This is a genomic window from Neobacillus piezotolerans (genome assembly GCF_003362805.1).
GTDB lineage: Bacteria > Bacillota > Bacilli > Bacillales > Cytobacillaceae > Bacillus_D > Bacillus_D piezotolerans.
The window spans coordinates 285,337-310,136 of the sequence record NZ_QNQT01000002.1 but is presented as its reverse complement, the minus strand read 5'-3'; the positions used below and the strand labels follow the sequence as shown (position 1 = coordinate 310,136).

Genomic DNA, 24,800 nt, shown 5'->3' with positions numbered 1-24,800 from the left:
GGCGCTTAAGCTCAAAATACCGCTATTTCAACAGTTCCCCAAAACCGCCGAAATTGTTATGCAAGAAGTCCAACGCAAGGTTTGGCATGATTCCGAACAGGACGCTGGCAGCCACCGTAATGGCAAGCGCCGCGAGTATCCCGGCTGGAACCTTGAATTTTGTTTCATCCGCCGCCGGACGGAAGAAAACTTGAGTCAAAATCCCGAAGTAATATACATACGATACGACTGTAGCGGCAATCATAATCGATGCCAGGACATAGTGCGGATTTTTCTCATCAATGAAAGCACTCAGGAATATGTTCATTTTGCCAATGAATCCCGCTGTTCCAGGAAAACCCGCCAGCGACAGGATCAAAATGCCAAAAGCGGCGGAAAGAACGGGCGCTTTCTTGTAAAGACCTGCGAAATCCTTGATATCCTCAGAACCAGCTTTTTCGCTCATCAACTGGATGATCGCGAACGCTCCGACATTCATAAACGTATAGGCTACAAGGTAGAACCATATCGCGTCAAACATGAAGTAGCTAAGCGACGTAAATGCGACAAGCATGTACCCTGCATGCGCAATGCTTGAGTATGCGAACAGGCGCTTGATATTCCGCTGCCTAAGCGCGACAACGTTTCCGATAATCATTGTAGCTGCTGCAAGGAACGCGATATAATCCTGCAACTTCAGCAATAGCGGCATGGATTGCGGCCCTTCTGTGACCGCCATGCCGAACACTGTAAGCATGATCCGGATTAATACAATAAAACCTGCAGCTTTTGAAACGACGCTCAGGAAGGCTGTTACCGGAGTCGGCGCTCCCTGGTACACATCCGGTGCCCACATATGGAACGGCGCTGCGGCGAGCTTAAAGGAAAGCCCGACCAAAATCATGAAAAACGCGATTCCCAGAAGGTAGACCTGCTGGCCGGAAGAGATAGCAGAAAGCGTGCTGGCAATCTCCTTCAGGTTCGTCGAGCCGCCAATTCCGTACACATAACTCATCCCAAACAGCGTGATTGCAGTCGAGATGCTGCCATTAATGACATACTTCATGGCCGACTCATTCGAGTTCAGCTGATTCCTTCGTATACCCGCAAGGATATAGGAAGAGATTGAGAGTAGTTCAAGGCCGACAAACAACGTAATCAAATCTCCGCTTGACGCCATGAACATCCCGCCAAGAAGGGCTGTCAAAAACAGATAGAAAAATTCGCCTTTATATTCCGCGAATCCATCCTTCGGCTCATAATGGACAGCCAAAAGCATCACTAGCGCGGAACCACCAAGAAGAATCAACTTAAACACCTTGCCGAAACCATCAAGCCTGTACGTATCAGCAAGAATTGATGTCACCGGCGAATCAAGCATCCCTACCAGGGCAATCCCGGCAGCCACGATCGCGGCAAGTGAAATCCATCCAAACATCTTGCGGTCGCTGCTTTTTGGCAAAAACAGATCGAGAATGGTTAAAAGAGCGGCTGTACCGAGTATGATGAACTCAGGCGCCATAATGCCCCAGTTGTATGATAGCAATTCTTTGAGTTCCATCGTTCATCAACCCCCCAGCCCAATCATGATAGTTTTAAGTGCGGATTCCAGCGGTGAGCTGAGCACACTTGGGTAAACGCCGATTAGGACAATCAGGAACAGCAATGTCAATGCCGGCACATATTCTACCCCTTTTAAATCAAGGACTCCCGTAAATTCGCGATGTGGCGTTCCGTATGTCATGCCGAGAATCGCCCTCAGAAGATAGGCGGCTGTCATAATGATGCCAATACAGCCTATGGCTGCAAGGACCGGCATTTCTTTAAACAATCCCAGGAATGCCATAAACTCGCTGACAAACCCCGACATACCTGGAAGGCCGAGAGAGGCCATACCGCCTGCAAGCAGGATACCAGCCGCAATCGGCATACCTTTTGCAAGGCCGCCCAAATTGGAAATGAGCGAAGTATCAAGGCGCTCATAAAACACACCAACCAGGAAGAACAGCAAGGCGGATATCAGCCCGTGCGAGATGACCTGGAAAATTGCCCCCTGTATACCCGCTTCGTTCAGCGCGGCCAGGCCAATCAGGACAATTCCCATATGGGAAATGGACGAATAGGCCAAAACCATTTTGAAATCCGTCTGGATAAAGGCAAGGAACGCCCCGTACAGTAGATTCACTACGCCAAGTATAGCCAAAAGGACGGCGAGCTGTTTGAACTGTTCCGGAAAAATGCCCATCCCGAACCGGATTAAACCGAAGGCGCCAATTTTCAAAAGAATCCCCGAGTGGATCATGACAATCGCCGGAGGTGCCTGGACGTGGACGCGGAGCATCCAGCTATGCAGCGGAAAAATTGGCAGTTTGATTCCAAAGGCAACCAACAGGGCAATGAGAAGCCCCATTTTCGTTCCCTCTGAAATCGGGGCCATTAGCTGGGCATCTGGATTTGCAATAAGTTGTTCCAGCAGTTGGATATTCGATGTGCCTGTCCTCGTGAAGAGGACCATGATGACAATCAACAGGACTGCTGAACCGAGCCCGTTGTAAATCAAAAAGCTGTAAGCAGCTTTTTCCTTTTCAAAATAACCCCACTTTCCGATCAGGAAAAACATCGGAATCAAAGTCAATTCGAAAAACAGGAAGAACAGGACAAGGTTTTGCGCCGTGAAGACGCCAAGCATGCCTACCTCCAGAAGAAGGAAGAGCATAAAGTACCCTTTCCACTCCCTTTTAATCATGCCAGAAGCGATTGCGGCCAATGAGGCGACGACAGCCGTCAGGACAACGAGCAATAGCGAGAATCCATTAATCCCCAATTCATAATGAATGGAGAAGTACTTCTCTCCCATTTGCTTGAAACCGCCAAACTGGATCCAGTCGGCCCTCGTTGAGAAATCCGCCAAACTCTTCCCGGCAAGGTAATGCGCATAGGCGGCCAGCGATAGGAGCAGGGCCGGCAAGGTTGCCAGGAAGCCAACCAGCTTGATCGCTTTTTCATTTGACTTTTGCAAAAATGCCAGGACAATAATGCCGAGCAGCGGGGAGAATACCAAAATAGTCAGTATATATGAAAGGTTCATTGCAAATACCCCCCTGTCAGCGCGAAGATGACTGTCAATACGGCCAGCCCGATAAAGGCGAACGCCACATATGTCTGAACCTGCCCGGATTGGAGTTTTGAACCCGTCTTTCCAAATGCCCGGACTGTTCCTGCAACCGCTGAAGCAATCCCCTCAACAAGGAACACATCGATATAGCGGCAAAGATGGCTGATCGCTTTTGTCGCATTCAAGATTGAGAACCCGTAAAGTTCATCAATAAAATATTTGTTGTAAAGGACGTTGTATACCCCGGGTGCCGCGGAGCTGAGCCAGTCGCGGGACAGGGAACGCTTCCCGTACATCAGCCATGCAAGATAAATGCCTGCCAAAGAGACAACCGTCGCGGCAATCATAATCCAGCCTGGTCCTTCAATATGGCCATGTCCCAGCGCGGGATTGCCATCCACAAGCCAGTCGCCGAGGAAGGTGCCGAACCACGGTGTATTGACATAACCAGCAACGACAGCCAAAACGCCCAGTACAATCATTGGCAGCGTCATGGTTCCCGGTGATTCATGGACATTCGTAACGTTCGATCGGGACTCGCCCCAGAAGACCATGAAGAAGAGCCTGAACATGTAAAACGCGGTGAAGAATGCCGCGATAAGCGCGAGCAGGAATAAAACAGGATGGCCGTTTTCCCATGCCGCAATCAAAATTTCATCTTTGCTGAAAAACCCTGAAAACAATGGAACGCCGCTGATTGCCAGTGTCCCAATCAGGAATAACGGGCCAGTCAGCTTCAGCTTTTTCCACAATCCGCCCATTTCCTCAATGTTTTGAGTATGGACCGCATGGATGACGCTCCCCGCCGCAAGGAATAAAAGCGCCTTGAAGAATGCGTGGGTCATCAGATGGAAAACGCCGGCAACGTATCCAGCCGAACCAAGGGCCAGCATCATGTAGCCAAGCTGGCTGACGGTCGAATAGGCCAGTACCCGTTTGATGTCTTTTTGAACAAGGCCGATGCTCGCCGCAAAAATCGCGGTAAACGCACCGATTACCGCTACTGTCAGGAGAGCGGTTTTACTCGCTGCGAAAAGCGGGAACAACGCTGCCACCAAATAGACGCCGGCCGCTACCATCGTTGCGGCGTGAATCAGCGCCGAAACAGGAGTCGGACCTTCCATCGCATCCGGAAGCCATGTGTGGAGCGGGAACTGGCCGGATTTACCCATGGCGCCTATGAAAATAAGGATGGCAATCAGCGTGAGCATCCCCGCGGTGATGGCTCCGGCATCAACAGCGGCGAAAATTTCATCATATTCAAAGCTTTTAGTTTGCCAGAATAATAGAATCATGCCGATTAATAGCCCGACATCCCCAATCCTGGTCATAATAAAAGCCTTCTTTGCCGCAGCCTTCGCTTCTTCCTTGTAAAAATAAAAACCGATCAAGAGGAAGGATCCAACCCCGACAAGCTCCCAGAAAATATAGGTTTGCAGGAGGTTAGGCGATACGACAAGCCCCAGCATTGCAAAAGTAAATAAGCCAAGATAGGCGTAAAAAACCGGAATTCGCTCGTCGCCGTGCATGTATCCCCTGGAATAGATATGTACGAGACAGCTAACGAGAGACACGATAAACAGCATTAATGCATTAAGTTGGTTCACTTCAAAGCCCGCTGTTAATTGAAAATCCCCTATTTTTAGCCAGACAGCCTCGGCCTTGTATGTCGGCGCCGAAAACCGTTCAACCAAAACGGCCACTGACATTGCCAGCGAAGCGAGTGTCAGCGCGATTCCGACAAAGGAGCTTGCCTCTTTGAGCCGTTTGCCAAATAGAAGAAGAATCAAAAATGATAGAAGCGGGAAAAGCGGTATGATCCATGCATTTTCCATCAATACACTATCCCCTTTATGAACGCGCGTTCTGATGCAGATGTAACTCTGGCTGCGCGCCTGATTTCACCCTGACACACAGGGCTTCCGCAGGTGCAGGCCCTGCGATGGAAGTATCCCGGGCAGCCTGCTTTTGGCGGCCCGCTTTATGAATACGGAATGAACCACAATTAGTTTTTCATTATATCCATTTCATCAATGTTCACTGTCTTCCTGTTCCTATACAGGGAAATCAGGATTGCCAGGCCTACCGAAGCCTCGGCGGCGGCCACCGCCATTGCGAACAGGGTGAAAATCTGCCCGTCTATTGAAGGGGTGATTCCATACTTGCTGAATGTAACAAGGTTGATATTCACCGCATTCAGCATCAGTTCGATGGATATAAGAACGATTACTGTGTTCCGCTTTGTCAGGGCTCCGTAAAGGCCGATACAGAACAAAATCAGGGCAAGCGCGAGGAAGGCAGAAGCTGGAACTCCCGAGTTCATATTATTCCGCCTCCTTATTGTCTTTTTTTGCAAGGATAATCGCGCCGACAAGCGCAACGAGCAGGACTACCGAAGCAAGTTCAAACGGGATGATGAACTTTGAGTAAAGCGCGATCCCGATTTGTTCGGTATTGTTTACATGAAGCTCAGTCGAGCCTGGGCCCAGGTCTAGATTGTATATTCCAACATATACCGCCATAGCAAAGCCGGCAACGCCAAGCAGGAGGAGGAACTTCCTCCATTTCCCTGTGCTCGCCTCACTTTCATCATCATGCTTTGTGAGCATGATGCCGAAAAGCATAATGATCGTAATTGCCCCGGAGTAAATGAGAATTTGGACCGCGGCCAGGAATTCCGCCGACAGCAGGACAAATATCCCGGCGATACTGATAAACGTAAATACGAGAGCGATAATTGTGTGGATGACCTTTGTCAGATTCAGTAAGAGCACGCCCCCGATGACTGCCACTAGCGCGAGTGACATAAATGCCAGAAATTCACCTGAAATCATGCCTTATTCACCTTCCGAACATTCTCGTCATTTTCATCCAGCCATTCAAGGTTCTTAAACAGGTTATCCCGGCTATATTCCGCAAGTTCGAAATTATTCGTCATGATGATTGCTTCAGTCGGGCAAACCTCGGTACATAAATCGCAAAGGATGCAAATTTCAAAATTAATGTCATACGTATCGATGACTTTCCCCTTTTTTGTCGGGTCCGGATGTTTCTTGCCTGTCAGCTGGATGCACTCTGTCGGGCATATGTTGGCGCACTGGTTACAGACGATGCACTTTTCGGGATAGAATTTTTGGATTCCCCGAAACCGGTCCGGAAGAGGAAGCGGTTTATTTGGATAATCGTATGTGATTTTTTCCTTGGTCAGGTTTTTAAGGGTATACTTTAAGCCTTTTGCCAATCCAAGCATGTTTTTCACCCCTTTGGTGCGTGATAAAAGAATGCTGTTTTTCCTGCAGGGAATGCAGTTATGCTAATCCCTGATATTTATTAAAACAGTTTAAATAGTTCTTTGATCAATGCGGTGAGGAAGACGTTTGCGAGCGCTACCGGCAGCAATACCTTCCATCCGAATTCCATCAGTTTATCGGCCCGGAAACGAGGGTAAGTTACGCGGAACCAGATCAGGATAAAGATGACTACGCTGAATTTAAGCGAGAACCAAACAGCTCCCGGAATGAAGTCCAGGATTGACAATGGCGGAAGCCAGCCCCCAAGGAAGAGCACCGTCGTCAGAGCCGCCATTGCGAAAAGGTATACGTATTCCGCAAGCATGAAAAACGCCCAGCGGAAACCGGAATACTCAACATGGTAACCCGCGACAAGCTCGGATTCCCCTTCGGGAAGGTCAAATGGCGTCCTGTTCAATTCAGCTACGGACGCTATTAAAAATACAATGAACCCAATTGGCTGGAGCAGGATATACCAGCCATTCCGCTGCGCATCAACGATGTCGTTCAAGTTTAGGCTTCCTGTAAGCAGAATGATTCCAATGACGGACATGACCAGCGGAATTTCATAAGAAATCATCTGGGCCGCCGCCCTCATACCGCCTAAAAGCGCATATTTATTGTTCGAAGCCCAGCCACCGGTCACAATTCCGAGCGTTGTGATGCCTGAGATGGCTATATAATATAGAAGCCCCACGCCGATATCGGCAAATTGCAGTTTATCCGTGAAAGGAATAGCCGCAAGCACCATGAACGATGGCGCGAAGGCAATAACGGGCGCCAGGATGAAGAGGAGCCTGTCAGCCATCTTTGGGATTATGTCTTCTTTCAGCAAAAGCTTCAATACATCGGCTACAGTCTGCAGGAGTCCCCAGCGGCCGCCGACATGATTCGGCCCGTGGCGCAGCTGCATGTAGCCCATTACCTTGCGCTCGGCAAGGATGCCGTATGTTACAAAACCTAGTACAACCAATAGCAAAACGGTCGCAAGCAGGAAGAATATCCCGAAGTTAACGAGCCCGGGGGATGAAGTAAGAAGATTCTCTACCATTAACCGTCCACCTCCCCTAGGACAATATCAATTGCTCCGAGAATGGCAATCATGTTCGCCATATTCTCTCCGACAAGCAGCTTCGAAAGAATCTGGAGATTGTAGAATGACGGCCTCCTGAATTTCAAGCGGTAAGGCTCTTTTTTTCCATCACTAGCAATGTAGCAGCCAATTTCGCCGCGCGGCGATTCAATGCGCACATACGCTTCCCCTTTTGGCGCCTTGATGATTTTTGGCACTTTGGCAAGGATTTCCCCGCCTTCAGGGAATTGTTCGCATGCCTGCTCCAGGATTTTGAGTGATTCCTCAATTTCACGAATCCTTACATGGTAGCGGGACCAGCAATCCCCGCCTTCCTCTGTGATCACGTCGAATTTGAACCTGTCATAGATCGAGTATGGCTCGTCTTTTCTTAAGTCGAATTTTACCCCTGTACACCTTAGGTTAGGGCCGGTAAGCGAATACTGGATTGCTTCTTCCTTCGTATAACGGCCAACTCCTTTAACCCGGTTCATGAAGATTTCATTCCCGGTGACGAGCTGGTGGTAGCCTTTAAGCTGTTCCCTCATATAAGGGATAAAATCCTTGACCTTTTGGATCCAGCCCTCCGGCGCGTCCCATTTTACTCCGCCAACACGCATGTAATTGAAGGTCAGCCTCGCCCCTGATAGCTCATTCAGCATGTTAATGATCATTTCCCTTTCCCTGAAGGCATAAAGGAAGGGGCTGACCGCTCCCATATCCAACAAATAGGTTCCCCACCAGACAAGGTGGCTGGCAACCCTGTTCAATTCCATCGCGATAACCCTTAGGTATTCAGCGCGTTCTGGAATCTCGATGCCCATCATCGTTTCGACGGCATGGCAGATGACATAATTGTTGGTCATCGAAGAGATATAATCCATCCGGTCTGTATAAGGAATGATTTGGGTGTATTGAAGATTTTCAGCGATTTTTTCGGTGCCCCGGTGCAGGTAGCCAATCACCGGCTGGGCATGGGTAATGATTTCCCCGTCAATCTTGACGACAAGGCGGAACACCCCATGGGTACTCGGGTGCTGCGGCCCAACGTTTAGAAGCATTTCTTCTGTACGTATCATTGGTTATACCTCCACGTCGTATTGCTCGTAGTCTTTTCTTAGTGGATGGCCAACCCAATCCTCTCCCAGCAGGATTCGATGTAAATGCGGATGCCCCGTGAATGTAATGCCCAGTAAATCATAAGCCTCGCATTCAGGCCAATCTGCTCCTGCCCAAAGCGGCTGCAGGGATTCAATTGTTGGCGCGTTACGGTCAATCTTCACTTTCAGGGCTACAGATTGCCTGTTCTTATATGAGAATAAATGCACATATAGTTCCAAATGGGTTTCAAAATCGCTGGCATGCAGCTCTGATAAATAATCAAACCCAAGCTGTTCATTGAATTTAAGGAACTGGGCCACCTTATAGTAGGTTTCAGCCTTCGCGACCAAAGTCGGTACATCTTTTGATAGTTTATTGATATAGTAATCTTCAAGAACATCATTTCCGAGATGTTCCTCAATGACTTTTACATATTTATCTAGATAAGGCTGGTTCGGTGACGGCGCTGCCGGAGTTTCTGCTTCAGCCGCTCCTTCACCCTTGGCTGCGGCCGCTGACCTTGCTTTCGCGGCTGCGGCTGCTTTTGCCTTCGCGGCGGCAATCGCTTTCGCTTTTTCATCGTCACCGCCTGCTTCCGGCGCGGCCTCTCCTGTCTGCTTCGCGAGCGCGGCCGCCTTCGCTTTTGCCGCTGCGGCTGCCTTTGCTTTCGCAGCGGCAATCGCTTTCGCCTTTTCATCGTCGCCGCCTGCTTCCGGCGCGGCCTCTCCCGTCTTCTTCGCGAGCGCGGCCGCTTTCGCTTTCGCTGCCGCCGCGGCCTTTGCCTTCGCTGCCGCAGCCGCCTTCGCCTTTTCATCAGCCAGGTTTGTTTCAGTTGTATCCGAAACCGCTTTCACAGTACCGGAATCCTCCACAGATTGCTGTGCCGCCGATTCAGGATTACTCTTCTCAGCAACTTCGCCTACCACTTTATCATCCAAGGAATCTTTTGCGGCGCGAGATTCGGAAGCTGGCCCAGCCGGCTTATCCGCCGCGGATTTCCCTTCGGCTTGCGCTGCCTTGGCGGCCCTTTTCGCCGCCGCGGCTGCCTTTGCTTTCTCAACCGCTTCTTTCTTTAATTGCTCCAGATCTTTCTCCCCGCTCATCGGTTAGATCACCTTCTTCCCCGTCTTCGCCTCGTAGCGAATCTTTTCTCGAAGTTTGTTGATTCCATAGATCAACGCTGCCGGATTCGGCGGGCAGCCCGGAATATAGACATCAACCGGGACAATTTGGTCTACGCCTTTTACAACTGAATAGGACTTTACATACGGCCCTCCCGCAGTAGCACATGAACCCATCGCGATCACCCATTTTGGCTCTGGCATTTGGTCGTAGAGCCTGCGGACGATTGGCGCCATTTTCTTTGTAACCGTTCCGGAAACAATCATGCAGTCGGATTGCCTTGGCGAGGTACGGAAAAATGATCCAAACCTGTCCAGGTCATAATGCGAGGAACCGCTGCCCATCATTTCAATCGCACAGCAGGCAAGCCCGAAAGTCATCGGATAAAGGGAATTGCTCCTCGCCCATGCCTTAACCTGCTCAAGCGTTGTCAAAAACACATTCCTTTTCATTTCTTCCATTTCCTGAGGTGAGATACCATCCAATTTTAAATCCATTTCAACACCTTCTTTTTCCAAGCATAAACAAGCCCGAGCAAGAGCATCAATACGAAAATAGACATTTCGATCAATGCAAATATCCCGAGCTTTTCATAAGCTACAGCCCACGGGTACAAAAACACCGTTTCGACATCAAAAATAACAAACATCAGGGCAAAAATATAATAGCGGACATTGAATTGTACACGGGAATCGTGAAACGGCTCAATACCGCTTTCATATGTCGTATACTTCGCATCACTTGGCTTGTAAGGACGCAAAAGCTTACCCAGAAACAATGCCACTACCGGCAGCAATACTCCCAGACATAGAAACACAAAAACTATCAGATAGTTATTCTGATATAAATTCAAGTATTCCATGCCCATCCCCTCCAATGTTGTAAATTTTCACAAATATGAAATTTGTAACCGAATTCATTATAGCATTGTTACATTTCTGTGTCGACAAGCCCATTGGCAAAAAGAAGCTCCCCCTTCCTTCCGAAAATCCTCTCCCATTCCCCCAAATTAAAAGGAGTACCTGGAAGAAAAACGCCTGGAAACAAGGTAAAATGCTATAATGGGGGCTTTTTCCACATTTTCGCATCTTTTGGAAAATGCCCGCTATTTCACTTTACCTGTGGCTAATCAGGCTGTCAGTGAGGTTTGTCAATCAATCGCATGTTTTTTCCACGATTTTGCTTTTTGTAAAAAAACGTCTAAAATTGCGATGGTCCTTTTACTTCTTCAGCCAATCCACATTCCATTTTATTCTATATAAACACATTCATTCCAGCCATTTGTTCCAAAAGGGGGGAGGAACGTTTAGTAAATAAATCCAGACACAAAAGCCCGCCAGAACTGCTTTTCATTTGCAATTTTAGGCGGGCACTTTTTATTAATATTCTTTTTCCTTTGTATACAGGGAATTCTTTTTATAAATGGATAAAGCTTTCTTGGAGCCAGCGTCAACCGTTGTATCAATGATGACCCACTTTTTTAACTCCTTGATGTAGACCTCGTTCCAGGCATGGTATCCATTGACCCCTGGAGTATATCCCATGGCGACTTTCGTGGGGATACCCTGGCTTCTCAGCATCGCGGCAAACAAGGAAGAATAATCATAGCAGATTCCTTGATTGTCCTTGAATGTCGTTTCAATACTTGGCAAGTATCCAGGCTGGACCGTTTTCAGTTTTTGAGAATCATAGTTTATATTTTTCACAATATAGCTGTGGATTGCTTTTACTTTATCTTCATCCCTCTTGAGTTTGGAGGTTAGTTCAGCTGCTTTTTTAATCGGTCTCATCGATTTATTCCAGGCAATGTTTTGGATGGATTGCAGGTAAACCTGCTTGGGATCCTTCAGTGACAGATTGACAGCTGATTGATGGACAGGAAGATAGCTGGTGCCTGTAATCTGCTCGTACACACTGATCGTGTAACTTCCATTTTCCATTTGAAGGGGGAAATAATTGGTTTTCCCATCGTTCGGAAGATCGTAATAATAAACGCTTCCTGATTTCTGGATTGCAACCTTTACCCTTTTCCCTTCCTGGCTGTTATATTTTACACCAATTATCCCTTTCCCTATCGGATTTGCATCAATTGGCTGTATCACAGCCTCGGCGGCAGCCTTTTCGGGCGGGGAAGAAACTGAATAAGCAGGAACCAAAAATAGAATAAAACAGAGGCAAATGATTATTTTCCGCAAAAAAATAACTCTCCTTTCGGTAGCCAGGCTGCCACTCTTTTCGGAAGAAAAGGCTGAGGCCCTATGGCTTTGCGTCCCTACTTTTCAATAGGTTTGCCATTGTCGTTGAAAAGTTTTTACTATTAATACAGTATAGTATAGAACAAACTCCCAAAATTTTCTACATGATTTTTAAAAAGTTCAGGAATTTGTCAGGATTTGTCATTGTTAGCCTCTGGTTAAAACCTGCAACAATAGAAATAAGAAAGCCATCCCTGGATGAGATGGCTTTCAGCTGCCTTCTTTTATTAGCTCCGCCTGGACAATCAGCCGGTGAGTAGCCGTTTTAATCGGGGTGCAAGTAACGAGGGTCAAGATCCTCTTTTCAGGGATTGCGTTCAGAACAGATGTATTTGTCGGCTTAACAACCATCTTTTTATATACCTTGTAGGTATACGTCCGGTTTCTGTCTTTAATAATTATCGTATCGCCTTTCTCCAATTCATTCAACCGGTTGAACATATGTCCGTAGCTGCGGCTTCGATGCGCCGCAATCGCGCTATTCCCTGGTTGGCCAGGCAATGTAGTCCCGTTTATTAATCCCGCTCCTTTTCTCATGTTCTTCATTGTGGCTCCTTCAAGGACAGGTATTTTCAAACCGATTTTTTTGATTTGTAAAACTCCAATTACCTGCGATGGTGATTGCGGTTTCTTTTTCCCGGAGGGTACAATTTCCTTCTGCGTATTTTGGCCCCGTTTATCCGGGCTCACGATTTGCCCTACCGGCGGCTTTTTATTAGCAGTCTTATTTTCCTGATCGGCTTTTTCATTATCTGGCCCGGCTGAAAAGACTTCATCAAGGCCACGGTAGTTTTCCGCTGCGATGCTGCTTTCAGCCGCCGCGGCCTGGCCGGATGGCTCCCATTCCTCAAGCAGTTTTTCCTGCATATATTCACTATACATCCTTGTGGATATCGGAAACAAAAGGAACCCGCTTCCAATTAAGAGTAGCAAAATTGCAGCAGTCTTTTTCATTTGGCTCTCCTTAAACAAATAGAGGGAGGAGTTCAGCCTCCTCCCTCCCCAGTTTATTTAGCTTCGTACTTTGCTCGCGCGCAGCATCCCGAATCCGGCAACCACCAGCAGCATGCCAATGAAGTAGTATGGCAGTGGGCTGGACTCACCTGTTTGAGGAAGCGATCCGTCAAATCCGCCTACATTTCCTCCCGGTGTTTCGTTGTCACCAATCGTCACAGGAGGATTTTCATCGCTTTCTCCGCCTGTCGCAGGGTCTTCAGGATTTACAACCGTTCCAGGATCGGTTCCGCCGCCGGTGCCAGGATCAGTTTCACCGCCATTGCCCGGGCCTCCCGGAATTGGAGGTGGGGTTAATGATTCACAAATAATCATTACAGTAAGGACGCTGTCAAGCTTCGTAGCCTGCAGTTTATCCATTGTAAGTGTTGTCTGGGTTCCGTTCAACTCGACTTCAATACCCTTGATCTCACTCACATCCAGGTTTACGTCCACAAGGGCTCCATTTTCCCCGAATGTGAAATTAAGGGCTTGTCCATTGTTCAGAAGGATTTTGCCGTTTGCCCCAATGTTTGCACATCCGCTGGCCAGCAATTTAATCCATGCAAGTTCTTTTGCCTCAACAATCGGTCCGCCCGGTGTAGGGTTATCTGGAATGACTATTACCGGTGGAACGGTTGGAGTTGTGCCGCCGCCTCCGCTATTGTCTCCTGGAGGGGTTGTGCCACCGCCGCCGCTATTGTCCCCTGGAGGGGTTGTGCCGCCGCCGTTATCTCCACACTTTAGACCTGTGCTTGTTTTGATTGTGAATTGATTACCGTTATAGGTGAGTTTTAGTATGTTATCACCTGTAACAGCAGTAGACGTAATTGTAGTGTTGCTATTGGCAGCTATGGTCACCGAACCCTTTTGGTCTGTGCCAACAATTTCCCAATTAATTGTCGTTGCACTATCATTGTTGTTTGTTATTTTCCATGCCCTTGTTGCAGCAGGGTTGTCAGTACAAACCGTTTCAAGGATGATTTTCGTTAAATCCGGCACCGGTGGCGATACTGGGCACTGTGCCCCGCCGCTTGCCTTTACAGAAATTTGCTTGTCATCGTACTTAATGATGACCGTATTTGACCCACCAACCGTATTGGTTGTAAATGTGGCGGTTGAATTCGCCTTCACTGTAACGCTTCCGGTTTGCTCTGTCCCAACAACCTGCCACTGGACGGTCACATCAAAGTCATTGTTGTTTGTCACTCTCCACTCGCGCGTTTTGCTTGGGTCAACCGAGCAAAGCGAAGTGAGATTGATCTTCGTTAAATCCGGCACCGGTGGCGTTACTGGGCATTGTGCCCCGCCGCTTGCCTTTACGGAAATCTGCTTGGCACCATATTTTAGGACTACTGTATTTGCCCCTTGAACCGTATTCGTTGTGAATGTGGCGATTGAGTTGGCCTTCACTGTAACGGTTCCGGTTTGTGCTGTCCCAACAACCTGCCACTGGACGGTCACATCAAAGTCATTGTTGTTTGTCACTCTCCACTCGCGCGTGTTGCTTGGGTCAACCGAGCAAAGCGAAGTGAGATTGATCTTCGTTAAATCCGGCACCGGTGGCGTTACTGGGCATTGTGCCCCGCCGCTTGCCTTTACGGATATTTGCTGGTCACCGTACTTAATGATGACCGTGTTTGCCCCACCAACCGTATTCGTTGTGAATGTGGCGATCGAGTTGGCGTTCACCGTAACAGTTCCGGTTTGTGCTGTCCCAACAACCTGCCACTGGACGGTCACATCAAAGTCATTGTTGTTTGTCACTCTCCACTCGCGCGTTTTGCTTGGGTCAACCGAGCAAAGCGAAGTGAGATTGATCTTCGTTAAATCTGGCACCGGTGGCGTTACTGGGCACTGTGCCCCGCCGCTTGCCTTTACGGAAATCTGCTTGTCACCATATTTTAGGACTACTGTATTTGCCCCTTGAACCGTATTGGTTGTGAATGTTGCGGTTGAGTTGGCCTTCACTGTAACGGTTCCGGTTTGTGCTGTCCCATAAACCTGCCACTGCACCGCGACATCAAAGTCATTGTTGTTTGTTACTCTCCACTCGCGCGTTTTGCTTGGATCAGCCGAACAAATGGAGGTTAGGTTGATTTTTGAAATATCTACTTCAGGTTCTTCGTCCTTGCAAGTGATTTTAAAGACAGTAGTTCCATTTTCATTCTTTGGTGATTCAACAACTACGTCATCTCTATCAAAGGTTAATACCTTTCCACTATTCAGTTTTACTTCTATTTTTAAAATATCCTCAAAATCGTAGTCCAGATCAATAGCTGCATTTGTAAGCTCTACCCTATCACCGTTTTTTAAGATAAAGTAGAATTCTTTTGCTAGGGGGTTACATCCTCCAATTAAATTAACAGTGTATTTATTCTTCTTATCTCTATTTTCCTGGCCTCCGCCGTTATTGTTTTCATTTCCGGGATTCTTGTCATCACCCTGGCCGCCGTTGTCATCATTGTTCCCGCCTTCAACTTTGTAATAGAAGGCGATGTGTGATATGTCTTTATTGTCCGGAGCTACTAGGCCTGTTCCTCTAAATCCTCCGGTAGTATAACTCAATCCGTCATTTCCAGCTTTAACGTATACATCAGCAACAGGAATATTTGATTCCCATCCAAATGTTTTTCCTGCTACCGAAAAATTGAGGGTTACCTGAAGCGGACCATCCGGATCTTTGTATGTTCCATTCTTTAGATTGCCTTCTTCAAGCTTAAACATTTTGAAGCCATCACGGTCTTCCGCTGCTCCCCCTTGGTTCGCGAAGGCCGCGCCCATTGGAAGAATGTTAAAAATCATTAGTAATGCTGAAAGAAATATAGCAGCGTTTCTTACGTATTTCTTTTTCAAAAACAAACCCTCCCTGTCCTAATCAGTTATTTATTCAGAATTTACTTTCGGAATATTCGGTCAATATTTAACGAACACCTCCCTTTCTGGGCACTTGTATTTAATATTGAAAGGCATATATATCCCTTCATTATTATTAAAAAATAATGAAGAACACCAAAAAGCCGCCAGAAATAGTTTCTGGCAGCTGGACGGCCATTCCGAAGAAAATTCGGTAGCAGGCTCCGAGGCTTTGCGTCCCACCCTTTCGAATGGTTTGCCTTTAGCATCATGTATGTAATTACGAACACTAAGTTAGCCGAAAATTCCATGTATCGATTACAGTTTATTGATTACCCGCTTACATACTCAATAAACCAAATAAAGGATTAATTTGATATAAAGGTAGAAAATACCTATAAAAAATTATGCTTATCGGAATATTGTGGACTTTTTTACCAATTATACCTTAATAAAGAAAATTTTTAAAGGCTTTGTTCAAAATAAAGAACAATTTATTTTATAGCACCTCTTCCACTAAAAAATCATTTAACCTCTCAGCATTGCGGCTTATCGTTTGCCTATCAAAAGTTTCTCGGTATATGATTTCTTATAAAGAACAGTTGGAAATTGGGGTTTTCTATGACGTAAGGAAAGCTATTTTTTATAGAAATACTTTTCGAGGTTTAGAGGGAATTAGATAGTTTTTGGAAGTCAATATTAATATAATTTTTGGGAGGGGGAATACAACCTTCCAGAAGAAAGAAACCTGCCTCATATAGACAGGTTTCCTTTTACAGTTATTTTAGAAGAGGGGCGGTTCCATGGCTGGCAATCTTAAACTCCATGTCGCTTGTAGGCTGAATCAGGAAATAGATTTGATTCTCGCCTGGCTTTAAAGTTCCTTTATATCCTGCATCAAGTTCTACAAAGAATTTAACCTTATATTCTACATGGGCTTTTGATCTGGCAACCTCTGTCATTTCCCTAACTTCCACCTTTTTGATTCCTTTCTTGAACCCATCAACCCAGGCGGTTTCCGAAGAATTAAGGAATTGTTCCTTGGATACGCCTGAATCCACGAGAAGATATTTAAAGAAAACGAAAGCGGGATTGATGTTTAATGGAACATCAAGGTCAAGAGCCGGTTCACTGCTTATCCTGTAGCCAATAGTTGGATAGTAATGGTACCTTACGATATAGGCCGACTTAACAGTTGTATCACCCACCGGAACTACAAGCCGGAAAACCTTTACGCTTTTATCGTTCCTCAAAAATTGGGCCTCGGCCTTACTCCATTGAAGCAGCGAGCCGCCGTCTGCTTCAGGTTGGGCAAGCTTGCCCTTGTGGATGATAATGCCTCGGTCTTTTATAAACTTTTCAGCAGCATGATGGGTTAAGGTTTTTTTCAAGTAAGCCAGCAGTTCCTTTTTAGTGTCAATCGAACTGGAAAGGTATCGATAAGTTTTTCCCTTGATAGTAAAAGTTTTGTACTCGCCTTCCTTATAAAATCCTCCCATTTGGACGTAAGCGGATGCTGTCGCTAAATCTGCCGCCATCTTAACAGCCTGCTTGTTGGTTAAATCGGTTGAAGCCTTTATTACTTGTGCTGAGATAATATTATTTGATTCGTCAGCAAACGCCGTATCCGTATTTTGAAGAAGAGGTGCTCCAAGCAAAGCCATTGAAAGGCCAGCAATCAATACTTTTTTGTTTCCCATATTTATTACCTCCGATTATTTTGTGCATGCAATTCTATAGTCGAAGGGGGAATGAAAAACGTTACATTTTTTACCTGAACTTCCAAAGTAAAACTACTTATAAAAAGATAAAAACCCCCGTTACGAAGCTTTCACTTCCTAACGGGGGTAATGTCCTAGTTAATATATCGCTATTTACAATCTTCTCTCTGCAACGGCCAGACGGTTAATGGCACGCTGAAGCGCAAGTTCCGCACGTTTAAAATCGACATGCTCCTGCTGACGCTCCCGGATGCGCTGTTCGGCCCGCTCCTTCGCACGCAGCGCCCGCTCGACATCAATGTCTTCCGACTGTTCCGCGGCCTGGGCCAAAATGGTTACCTTCTCAGGGCGGACTTCCAGAAAGCCGCCGCTTACCGCGACGAGTTCAGTCTTTCCGTCCTTTTTCATCCGGACCGCGCCGATTTGCAGCGGAGCGACCATTGGTATGTGTCCTGGAAGGATTCCCAGTTCACCGCTTTGTGCTTTCGTGCTTACCATTTCGACATCTGCATCATAAACCGGGCCATCGGGAGTAACAACACTGACTTTAATAGTCCTCATTTTTCACCCTCCTGGCTTGTTTAGACCTCTACGCCCATGCCTTTTGCAGCTTCGACAACGTCTTCGATGCGGCCAACTAGGCGGAATGCATCTTCCGGAAGATGATCGTATTTTCCTTCAAGGATTTCACGGAATCCTTTAACAGTTTCCTTGACCGGTACGTATGAACCAGGCTGGCCGGTAAACTGCTCGGCAACGTGAAAGTTCTGCGACAGGAAGAATTGGATCCGGCGAGCACGGTGAACGACTAGCTTATCCTCATCACCAAGTTCGTCCATACCAAGGATGGCGATGATATCCTGAAGCTCGCGATAGCGCTGAAGCGTCTGCTGTACTTGGCGCGCAACATTGTAATGTTCTTCGCCGACAATCTCAGGAGACAACGCACGTGAAGTCGATGCAAGCGGGTCTACCGCTGGATAGATACCCATTTCAGAAAGCTTACGTTCAAGGTTTGTCGTTGCATCCAAGTGGGCAAATGTTGTAGCCGGCGCTGGATCTGTATAGTCATCCGCTGGTACATAGATTGCCTGAATCGAAGTAACGGAACCTTTATTGGTTGATGTAATACGTTCTTGCAGCTTACCCATTTCAGTTGCAAGTGTCGGCTGGTAACCAACCGCGGATGGCATACGTCCGAGAAGGGCGGATACCTCCGAGCCTGCCTGTGTGAAACGGAAAATATTGTCCATGAAGAACAGAACGTCCTGTCCCTGCTCATCACGGAAATACTCAGCCATTGTCAAACCTGTTAGAGCAACACGCATACGCGCGCCAGGCGGTTCGTTCATCTGGCCGAATACCATCGCTGTCTTTTTGATAACGCCCGAGTCGGTCATTTCATGGTAAAGGTCGTTTCCTTCACGTGTACGCTCGCCGACACCGGCAAATACGGAAATACCGCCGTGCTCCTGGGCGATGTTATTGATCAATTCCTGGATAAGGACGGTTTTACCTACGCCCGCACCACCGAAAAGGCCGATTTTTCCACCTTTAATGTATGGTGCCAGAAGGTCAACTACCTTAATTCCCGTTTCTAGAATTTCAACTTCTGTCGAAAGCTGCTCGAAAGAAGGCGCTTCGCGGTGGATGGAATCCCTGCGGGCGCTGGCCGGAACTGGAGCATCCAGGTCGATTGAATCACCAAGCACGTTAAAGACGCGACCAAGGGTGACATCCCCAACCGGAACTGAAATAGGAGCGCCAGTGTCCACTACTTCCAGGCCGCGTGTCAACCCGTCTGTGGAAGCCATTGCAATGGTACGGACAGTATCGTCACCAAGGTGAAGGGCTACCTCAAGGGTCAGGTCGATATCGACTTCTGATGCATTGCGCGCTTTGGAACTGATTTTTAATGCGTTATAGATTTCCGGCAGGTTGCCGCTGTCAAACTTAACGTCAACAACCGGTCCCATAACTTGCAGGACATGTCCTGTGTTCATCGTTTTCCCTCCAATCTGAAAAATACGGGACCAGGGCCGTGCCCTTACCTGTAATTAGGCAATTGGACAGCGGAAGCCTTGGCCACTCATTCGTGCCGCACGATTACTCCAAAGCAGATGCTCCGCCGACAATCTCTGTGATTTCCTGAGTGATTGCCGCCTGGCGGGCACGGTTATATTTCAAGCTATATGAATTGATAAGCTCTTTTGCATTGTCGGTTGCATTCCTCATAGCGGTCATCCTGGCAGCATGCTCGCTGGCCTTCCCGTCAAGAAGCGCGCCGTAAATGAGGCTTTCCGCATATTGCGGAAGGAGAACTGCCAGAATTTCCTCGGCATTTGGCTCGAATTCATAGGATGTAAGCTTTTTGGAAGCGGCAATATCCGTTAATGGAAGCAGCTTCTTTTGGGTTACTTCCTGCGAAATCGCACTGAGGTAGTGGCTGTAATACATATACAGTTCGTCAAATGTTCCGTCGGAGAACATGCCAACCGTGCTGCTTGCAATTGCCTTTATATCGTCAAATGAAGGCTGATCGGAGATTCCGACTATGTCAAGGACGACATTCATTCCCCTTTTGCGGAAAAAATCCCTACCAACCCGTCCGATTGCGATGATGGCGAATTCGTCATTCGATTTATGGCGATTCTGGATTGTCTGGTACAGTTGGCGCAATATATTGCTGTTATATGCGCCAGCAAGCCCCCTGTCGGATGTGATGACAAGGTAGCCAGTCTTTTTTACCGGCCTTGACTGGAGCATTGGATGGTTCGCATCCTTGCTGCCAACCGCGATCGAAGCCGTCACTTCCTGAATCTTTTCCATATAAGGGACAAAGGACTTGGCATTCATAACTCCACGGTTCCATTTTGCCGCCGATACCATTTCCATCGCTTTAGTAATCTGGCTCGTTTTCTTAGTGGAAACAATCCTGGATTTAATGTCGCGTAATGATGCCACTGGTTCTCACCACCCTTATCAAAGTTAAGGCCGAAAGCCTATTGGGCTCCTGCCTGTTAATGTTGGAGTATATACTGGCCACGGCTCCCCTCCAAGCAGGCTTTTCCTCATTCGGAAAAGCCCGGGAAACTGGAAGGGCTCAGTGCCTTAGCCATTATTCCGTAACTGCGAACGTCTTTTTGAAGTCGTTGATTGCAGCTGCCATATCTTCATCTGAAGGAAGCTCCTTCGTTGTAGTGATATGGTCCAACACGTCTTTGCGGTTGTGGTCGAGCCAGCTAAGGAACTCGGCTTCAAAGCGGCGAATATCGCCAACTGGGATATCATCCAGGAATCCACGTGTCAATGCATACAGAATTGCAACCTGCTTTTCAACTGAAAGTGGCTTATGAAGGTCCTGCTTCAGTACTTCAACTGTTCGGGCGCCTCGGTTAAGCTTTGCCTGGGTCGCTTTGTCAAGGTCGGAACCGAACTGGGCGAATGCTTCCAACTCACGATAAGACGCAAGGTCTAGACGCAAGGTTCCAGATACCTTTCTCAATGCTTTAATTTGTGCTGAACCCCCTACACGGGATACAGAAAGACCAGCATTGATCGCCGGGCGTACGCCAGAGAAGAACAAGTCCGACTGGAGGAAGATCTGTCCATCGGTAATAGAAATAACGTTTGTAGGAATATAAGCGGAAACGTCTCCCGCCTGGGTTTCAATGAATGGAAGGGCAGTGATTGACCCTGCGCCTTTTGCATCGCTTAATTTTGCCGCGCGTTCAAGTAGGCGGCTGTGCAAGTAGAATACGTCCCCCGGATAAGCTTCACGGCCTGGAGGGCGGCGCAGCAGCAAGGAAAGTTCCCGGTAGGCTGCAGCCTGCTTGGTAAGGTCATCATAAATGACCAGCACGTGCTTTCCATCATACATGAACTCCTCCGCCATCGATACTCCTGCATATGGAGCAAGGAATAAAAGTGGCGCAGGCTGGGATGCCGATGCAGTTACAACAATTGTGTAATCAAGCGCTCCGTACTTGCGCAATGTTTCCACCGCGTTACGGACCGTTGATTCTTTCTGGCCGATCGCGACATAAATACAAATCATGTTCTGGCCTTTTTGGTTCAGAATGGTATCAATTGCGACAGATGTCTTACCAGTCTGACGGTCGCCGATAATCAATTCACGCTGCCCACGCCCGATTGGCACAAGGGCGTCAATCGCCTTGATGCCAGTCTGGAGAGGCTCATGAACGGATTTACGGTCCATTACCCCAGGGGCCACCGCTTCGATTGGACGAGTTTTTGTTGTGTGGATTGGGCCAAGGCCGTCAATAGGCTGGCCTAGCGGGTTAACTACGCGCCCGATAAGGGCTTCGCCTACCGGAACCTCCATGATGCGGCCTGTACGGCGGACTTCATCGCCTTCGCGGATTTCCGTATACGGCCCAAGGATAATAATACCCACGTTATTTTCTTCAAGGTTTTGCGCCATACCCATAACGCCATTCGAAAACTCAACAAGTTCCCCAGCCATGACATTGTCGAGGCCATGAGCACGGGCAATACCGTCACCAATCTGGATGACTGTACCAACATCACTCACTTGAATTTCCGACTGATAGTTTTCGATTTGCTGCTTTAACAGCGCACTGATTTCTTCAGCTTTGATGCTCATGAGTTTCACCCCTATCTACAAATCTAGGTCAATAGTTTACGTTCAAGACGGTCCAGCTTGCCGCGCAGGCTGCCGTCGAAAATTCTGTTTCCAATCCGGACCTTGATGCCGCCGAGAAGGTCGGTGTCGACAATATTCTCAATCCGGAGAGCCTTTTTACCAACCCTTGCCGCAAAAGATGCCGAAAGTGCGATGCTCTCTTCGTCGGACAACGGCCGGACGCTGTATACCTTCGCTTCGGCGATGCCCCTTGCATCATTCGCAAGCTCGATAAATCCATCCGCCACCCCCGGTATTTCGTTTTCCCGATGGCGGTCGATCAGAATCATAAGGGTATTTTGAACAAAAGTGTTCAAGTTCGCGAAGGCACCCTTAACAATGGCTTTCTTTTGGTCCAAAGAAAGCCTAGGTGAGTTCAAAACCGCATTCAATTCCTTGTTGTTCTCAAAAACATCTTTCACAACGCGAATCTCTTCTTCAATGGCTTCGAGGAGGCCGCGTTCCTTCGCTATACGGAACAATGCCAGCGCGTACCTCTTGGAGATTATCGATGCGCTCATTGGCCTCTTCCTGCCTCTTGGATAAATTCATCAATCAATTTTTGCTGGTCCTGTTCGCCCAATTCCCTCTCGATAACCTTCGAGGCGATCATGACGGACAGGGAAGCCACCTGCTCGCGGATAGCCGCGACAGCCTGTTCCTTTTGCTGTTCGATTTCAAGCTTAGCGGATTCTTTGATCCTGTCTGCCTCGGCGCGCGCAATCGAAATGATCTCATCACGCTGGACATCACCCTGCTTACGGGCATTTTCAATAAGGATTTGCGCTTCCTGGCGCGCCTCTTTCAAAAGTTCGCGCTGCTCCTCAAGATGCTTTTTGGCATCCTGGTTCGCTTTTTCAGCCTGGCTGATTTCATTGGAAATATGGGTTTCGCGCTCTTTCATGATGCCCATTAACGGACCCCACGCATACTTTTTGAGCAGTGCCATCAGTATAATGAACATTAAAAGCTGGAAAAGAATATCGCCGCCGTTAAAAAGGGGCTCTGCCGAACCCAGTACAAAACTGCTTGTCAACACCCTCGAGTCACTCCCTTCAAGAGTCATTCCGGGGTTGCCCCGGACACGTGTATATGATTAATCGTCTGCCTTTAGTCAATAAACTTCTTGTTTGAACAGATGGATGCTTCCACTGTTTACCCAAGTAAAAACGGGCATAAAGCAATGGCGAAGGTTCATTATGGAATGATCTTCGCCATTATTGAACAATGCCCCGCTATTATTGGCCTTGAACCATGAACGCGATAACAACCGCGATGATAGGAATCGCCTCAACCAACGCAACCCCGATGAACATAGTAGTTTGGAGCATACCGCGAGCTTCAGGCTGGCGGGCAATACCCTCAACTGTTTTTGAAACGATAAGACCGTTACCGATACCTGCACCGAGTGCTGCCAATCCAATTGCAATTGCTGCTGCTAAAAGACCCATTAAAAAGCTCCTCCTTAATGTATGGTGAATAGGTTTATTTTTTTGTCCATATAATGAACAGGTATATATTAATGGTCGCTGCTGACCTTATGGGCCAGATAAACCATCGTTAACATAGTGAAGATAAACGCCTGGATGGCGCCGATAAAGACAGAAAATCCTTGCCAGGCCAGCATTGGGATAATTGCGGCCAAATTCCCCCAAAATCCAGTTGCCATGCTTCCGGCAATGAGCGCCAGAAGAATTTCCCCGGCATAGATGTTACCATAAAGACGCAGGCCGAGCGTGAGGGTATTCGCAAATTCCTCTATAATTTTGATTGGGAACATGAACCAGAACGGCTTGAAGAATTCCTTGGCGTAAGCTCCGGCTCCTTTCATTTTTATCCCGTAGTAATGTGACAGACCGACAACCATTGTCGCCAATGTCAGAGTAATGACCGGGTCTGCGGTAGGGGATTTCCACCATAGTTCACCTTTGTAGACGACCGAGAATGGAAGCCCAAGAAAGTTTGAGATAGCCACATACATAATTAGGGTGAGTCCAAGAATATGGAATCTTCCACCGGTTTTCCAGTCCATCGTACTATTGATGATCCCTTTGACAAAGTCCATGACCCATTCCATGAAGTTTTGCATTCCAGTAGGCTTCATGGCCAGCCTGCGCGTTGACAGGACTGCGATGAGGAACACAATCACCGATGCAACTGTGATCATAAGGATATTCGCCAAGTTGAAATGCAACCCCATAAATTCACGAATAGGAGCTCCATGATGCAATAGTATTCACCTCGCTTCTTATGCTATTTGCGTAAAAAGGTTTGCTTGAAAAAATCTATCATAATGACAATATAAGATGTCATTAATCCCAAAACAACACTGATTAAATGGAATTGATCCGGATATTTCATTGCGATAATAACCGCAAGGGCCGCGGTGGCCATCCTGTTGAACGACCCGAGTGAACGGACCTTTTTGCCCTTCATCACAGCTTCGCCGAACTGGTCTGTTTTTCTTACCATCAGCCACAGGTTGAACAGGCTTAAGGCTGTGCCTAAAATGAGGCCGGCAAAAATCGGTTTTGGTCTGTGAATCCCCAGCCAAGCACATAAAATGAAAGTATAAAAAAGAGGTATCTTCTGGCGCGGAAATAAAGGGCCCTTAAATCGGACATATCGTG

At 47.5% G+C, this 24,800-nt stretch carries 23 protein-coding genes, 1 pseudogene and 2 riboswitches; all 24 genes and pseudogenes read right to left on the bottom strand.

The window, feature by feature from the left end; all coding sequences use genetic code 11:
• Positions 1-22: 22 nt before the first annotated feature.
• The 24 genes and pseudogenes from nuoN to DRW41_RS06495 all read right to left on the bottom strand — a co-directional run bounded on the left by nuoN (position 23) and on the right by DRW41_RS06495 (position 24,794).
• Positions 23-1,540 carry an NADH-quinone oxidoreductase subunit NuoN gene (gene nuoN / locus DRW41_RS06610; protein WP_115451185.1) on the bottom strand — a complete coding sequence of 506 codons (1,518 nt, stop codon included), beginning with the start codon at positions 1,538-1,540 and terminating at the stop codon, positions 23-25.
• Positions 1,541-1,546: 6 nt separating this feature from the next.
• The gene (locus DRW41_RS06605) at positions 1,547-3,067 is read right to left on the bottom strand and encodes an NADH-quinone oxidoreductase subunit M (protein WP_115451184.1); all 1,521 of its coding nucleotides are present in this window, start codon (positions 3,065-3,067) and stop codon (positions 1,547-1,549) included.
• Positions 3,064-4,932 (bottom strand): NADH-quinone oxidoreductase subunit L, encoded by a 1,869-nt coding sequence (nuoL, locus tag DRW41_RS06600; RefSeq protein WP_115451183.1) that lies wholly within the window; start codon positions 4,930-4,932, stop codon positions 3,064-3,066. The genes DRW41_RS06605 and nuoL overlap by 4 nt, the downstream gene beginning before the upstream one ends.
• Before the next feature lie 167 nt (positions 4,933-5,099).
• Positions 5,100-5,417: an NADH-quinone oxidoreductase subunit NuoK gene (nuoK, locus tag DRW41_RS06595; protein WP_053368361.1), complete on the bottom strand. Its 318-nt coding sequence runs from the start codon at positions 5,415-5,417 to the stop codon at positions 5,100-5,102.
• A gap of 1 nt (position 5,418) precedes the next feature.
• Positions 5,419-5,928, bottom strand: a complete 510-nt coding sequence (locus DRW41_RS06590) for an NADH-quinone oxidoreductase subunit J (protein WP_115451182.1) — start codon at positions 5,926-5,928, stop codon at positions 5,419-5,421.
• Entirely contained in the window at positions 5,925-6,344 is a 420-nt protein-coding gene (nuoI, locus tag DRW41_RS06585; protein WP_115451181.1) for an NADH-quinone oxidoreductase subunit NuoI, read from the bottom strand. The genes DRW41_RS06590 and nuoI overlap by 4 nt, the downstream gene beginning before the upstream one ends.
• Positions 6,345-6,424: 80 nt before the next feature.
• Positions 6,425-7,435, bottom strand: a complete 1,011-nt coding sequence (gene nuoH, locus DRW41_RS06580; protein WP_115451180.1) for an NADH-quinone oxidoreductase subunit NuoH — start codon at positions 7,433-7,435, stop codon at positions 6,425-6,427.
• The gene (locus tag DRW41_RS06575; RefSeq protein ID WP_115451179.1) at positions 7,435-8,535 is read right to left on the bottom strand and encodes an NADH-quinone oxidoreductase subunit D; all 1,101 of its coding nucleotides are present in this window, start codon (positions 8,533-8,535) and stop codon (positions 7,435-7,437) included. Before DRW41_RS06575 ends, nuoH begins: the two co-directional genes overlap by 1 nt.
• Before the next feature lie 3 nt (positions 8,536-8,538).
• Positions 8,539-9,660, bottom strand: a complete 1,122-nt coding sequence (locus DRW41_RS06570) for an NADH-quinone oxidoreductase subunit C (RefSeq protein WP_115451178.1) — start codon at positions 9,658-9,660, stop codon at positions 8,539-8,541.
• Between the two features lie 3 nt (positions 9,661-9,663).
• Positions 9,664-10,176 (bottom strand): NuoB/complex I 20 kDa subunit family protein, encoded by a 513-nt coding sequence (locus DRW41_RS06565; RefSeq protein WP_115451177.1) that lies wholly within the window; start codon positions 10,174-10,176, stop codon positions 9,664-9,666.
• Positions 10,167-10,541 carry an NADH-quinone oxidoreductase subunit A gene (locus tag DRW41_RS06560; RefSeq protein WP_115451176.1) on the bottom strand — a complete coding sequence of 125 codons (375 nt, stop codon included), beginning with the start codon at positions 10,539-10,541 and terminating at the stop codon, positions 10,167-10,169. Before DRW41_RS06560 ends, DRW41_RS06565 begins: the two co-directional genes overlap by 10 nt.
• Positions 10,542-11,058: 517 nt before the next feature.
• Positions 11,059-11,781, bottom strand: coding sequence for a transglutaminase-like domain-containing protein (locus tag DRW41_RS06555; RefSeq protein WP_181884446.1), 723 nt, complete (start codon positions 11,779-11,781; stop codon positions 11,059-11,061).
• 108 nt (positions 11,782-11,889) lie between these two features.
• Positions 11,890-11,982, bottom strand: a riboswitch (cyclic di-GMP riboswitch).
• A gap of 162 nt (positions 11,983-12,144) precedes the next feature.
• Positions 12,145-12,888, bottom strand: a complete 744-nt coding sequence (locus tag DRW41_RS06550; RefSeq protein ID WP_115451174.1) for a class D sortase — start codon at positions 12,886-12,888, stop codon at positions 12,145-12,147.
• Positions 12,889-12,945: 57 nt separating this feature from the next.
• Positions 12,946-15,732, bottom strand: coding sequence for an LPXTG cell wall anchor domain-containing protein (locus DRW41_RS06545; RefSeq protein ID WP_181884445.1), 2,787 nt, complete (start codon positions 15,730-15,732; stop codon positions 12,946-12,948).
• Between the two features lie 230 nt (positions 15,733-15,962).
• A riboswitch (cyclic di-GMP riboswitch) is annotated at positions 15,963-16,054 on the bottom strand.
• A gap of 508 nt (positions 16,055-16,562) precedes the next feature.
• Positions 16,563-17,483, bottom strand: coding sequence for a DL-endopeptidase inhibitor IseA family protein (locus DRW41_RS06540; RefSeq protein WP_115451172.1), 921 nt, complete (start codon positions 17,481-17,483; stop codon positions 16,563-16,565).
• Positions 17,484-17,657: 174 nt separating this feature from the next.
• Complete coding sequence (locus DRW41_RS06535) at positions 17,658-18,065, bottom strand: F0F1 ATP synthase subunit epsilon (RefSeq protein ID WP_115451171.1); 408 nt, start codon at positions 18,063-18,065, stop codon at positions 17,658-17,660.
• A 20-nt stretch (positions 18,066-18,085) separates the two neighbouring features.
• Positions 18,086-19,507 carry a F0F1 ATP synthase subunit beta gene (atpD, locus tag DRW41_RS06530; protein ID WP_115451170.1) on the bottom strand — a complete coding sequence of 474 codons (1,422 nt, stop codon included), beginning with the start codon at positions 19,505-19,507 and terminating at the stop codon, positions 18,086-18,088.
• Positions 19,508-19,610: 103 nt separating this feature from the next.
• Positions 19,611-20,468, bottom strand: a complete 858-nt coding sequence (locus DRW41_RS06525; RefSeq protein WP_115451169.1) for a F0F1 ATP synthase subunit gamma — start codon at positions 20,466-20,468, stop codon at positions 19,611-19,613.
• A 154-nt stretch (positions 20,469-20,622) separates the two neighbouring features.
• Positions 20,623-22,131 carry a F0F1 ATP synthase subunit alpha gene (gene atpA, locus DRW41_RS06520; protein ID WP_115451168.1) on the bottom strand — a complete coding sequence of 503 codons (1,509 nt, stop codon included), beginning with the start codon at positions 22,129-22,131 and terminating at the stop codon, positions 20,623-20,625.
• A 23-nt stretch (positions 22,132-22,154) separates the two neighbouring features.
• Positions 22,155-22,691 carry a F0F1 ATP synthase subunit delta gene (locus DRW41_RS06515; protein ID WP_115451167.1) on the bottom strand — a complete coding sequence of 179 codons (537 nt, stop codon included), beginning with the start codon at positions 22,689-22,691 and terminating at the stop codon, positions 22,155-22,157.
• Positions 22,688-23,209 carry a F0F1 ATP synthase subunit B gene (gene atpF / locus DRW41_RS06510; RefSeq protein ID WP_115451166.1) on the bottom strand — a complete coding sequence of 174 codons (522 nt, stop codon included), beginning with the start codon at positions 23,207-23,209 and terminating at the stop codon, positions 22,688-22,690. The genes DRW41_RS06515 and atpF overlap by 4 nt, the downstream gene beginning before the upstream one ends.
• A 199-nt stretch (positions 23,210-23,408) precedes the next feature.
• Entirely contained in the window at positions 23,409-23,621 is a 213-nt protein-coding gene (gene atpE / locus DRW41_RS06505) for a F0F1 ATP synthase subunit C (RefSeq protein ID WP_053368380.1), read from the bottom strand.
• Between the two features lie 68 nt (positions 23,622-23,689).
• Positions 23,690-24,400, bottom strand: coding sequence for a F0F1 ATP synthase subunit A (gene atpB / locus DRW41_RS06500; RefSeq protein ID WP_115451165.1), 711 nt, complete (start codon positions 24,398-24,400; stop codon positions 23,690-23,692).
• Positions 24,401-24,423: 23 nt separating this feature from the next.
• A pseudogene (locus DRW41_RS06495) lies at positions 24,424-24,794 on the bottom strand (ATP synthase subunit I).
• Between the last annotated feature and the right edge of the window lie 6 nt (positions 24,795-24,800).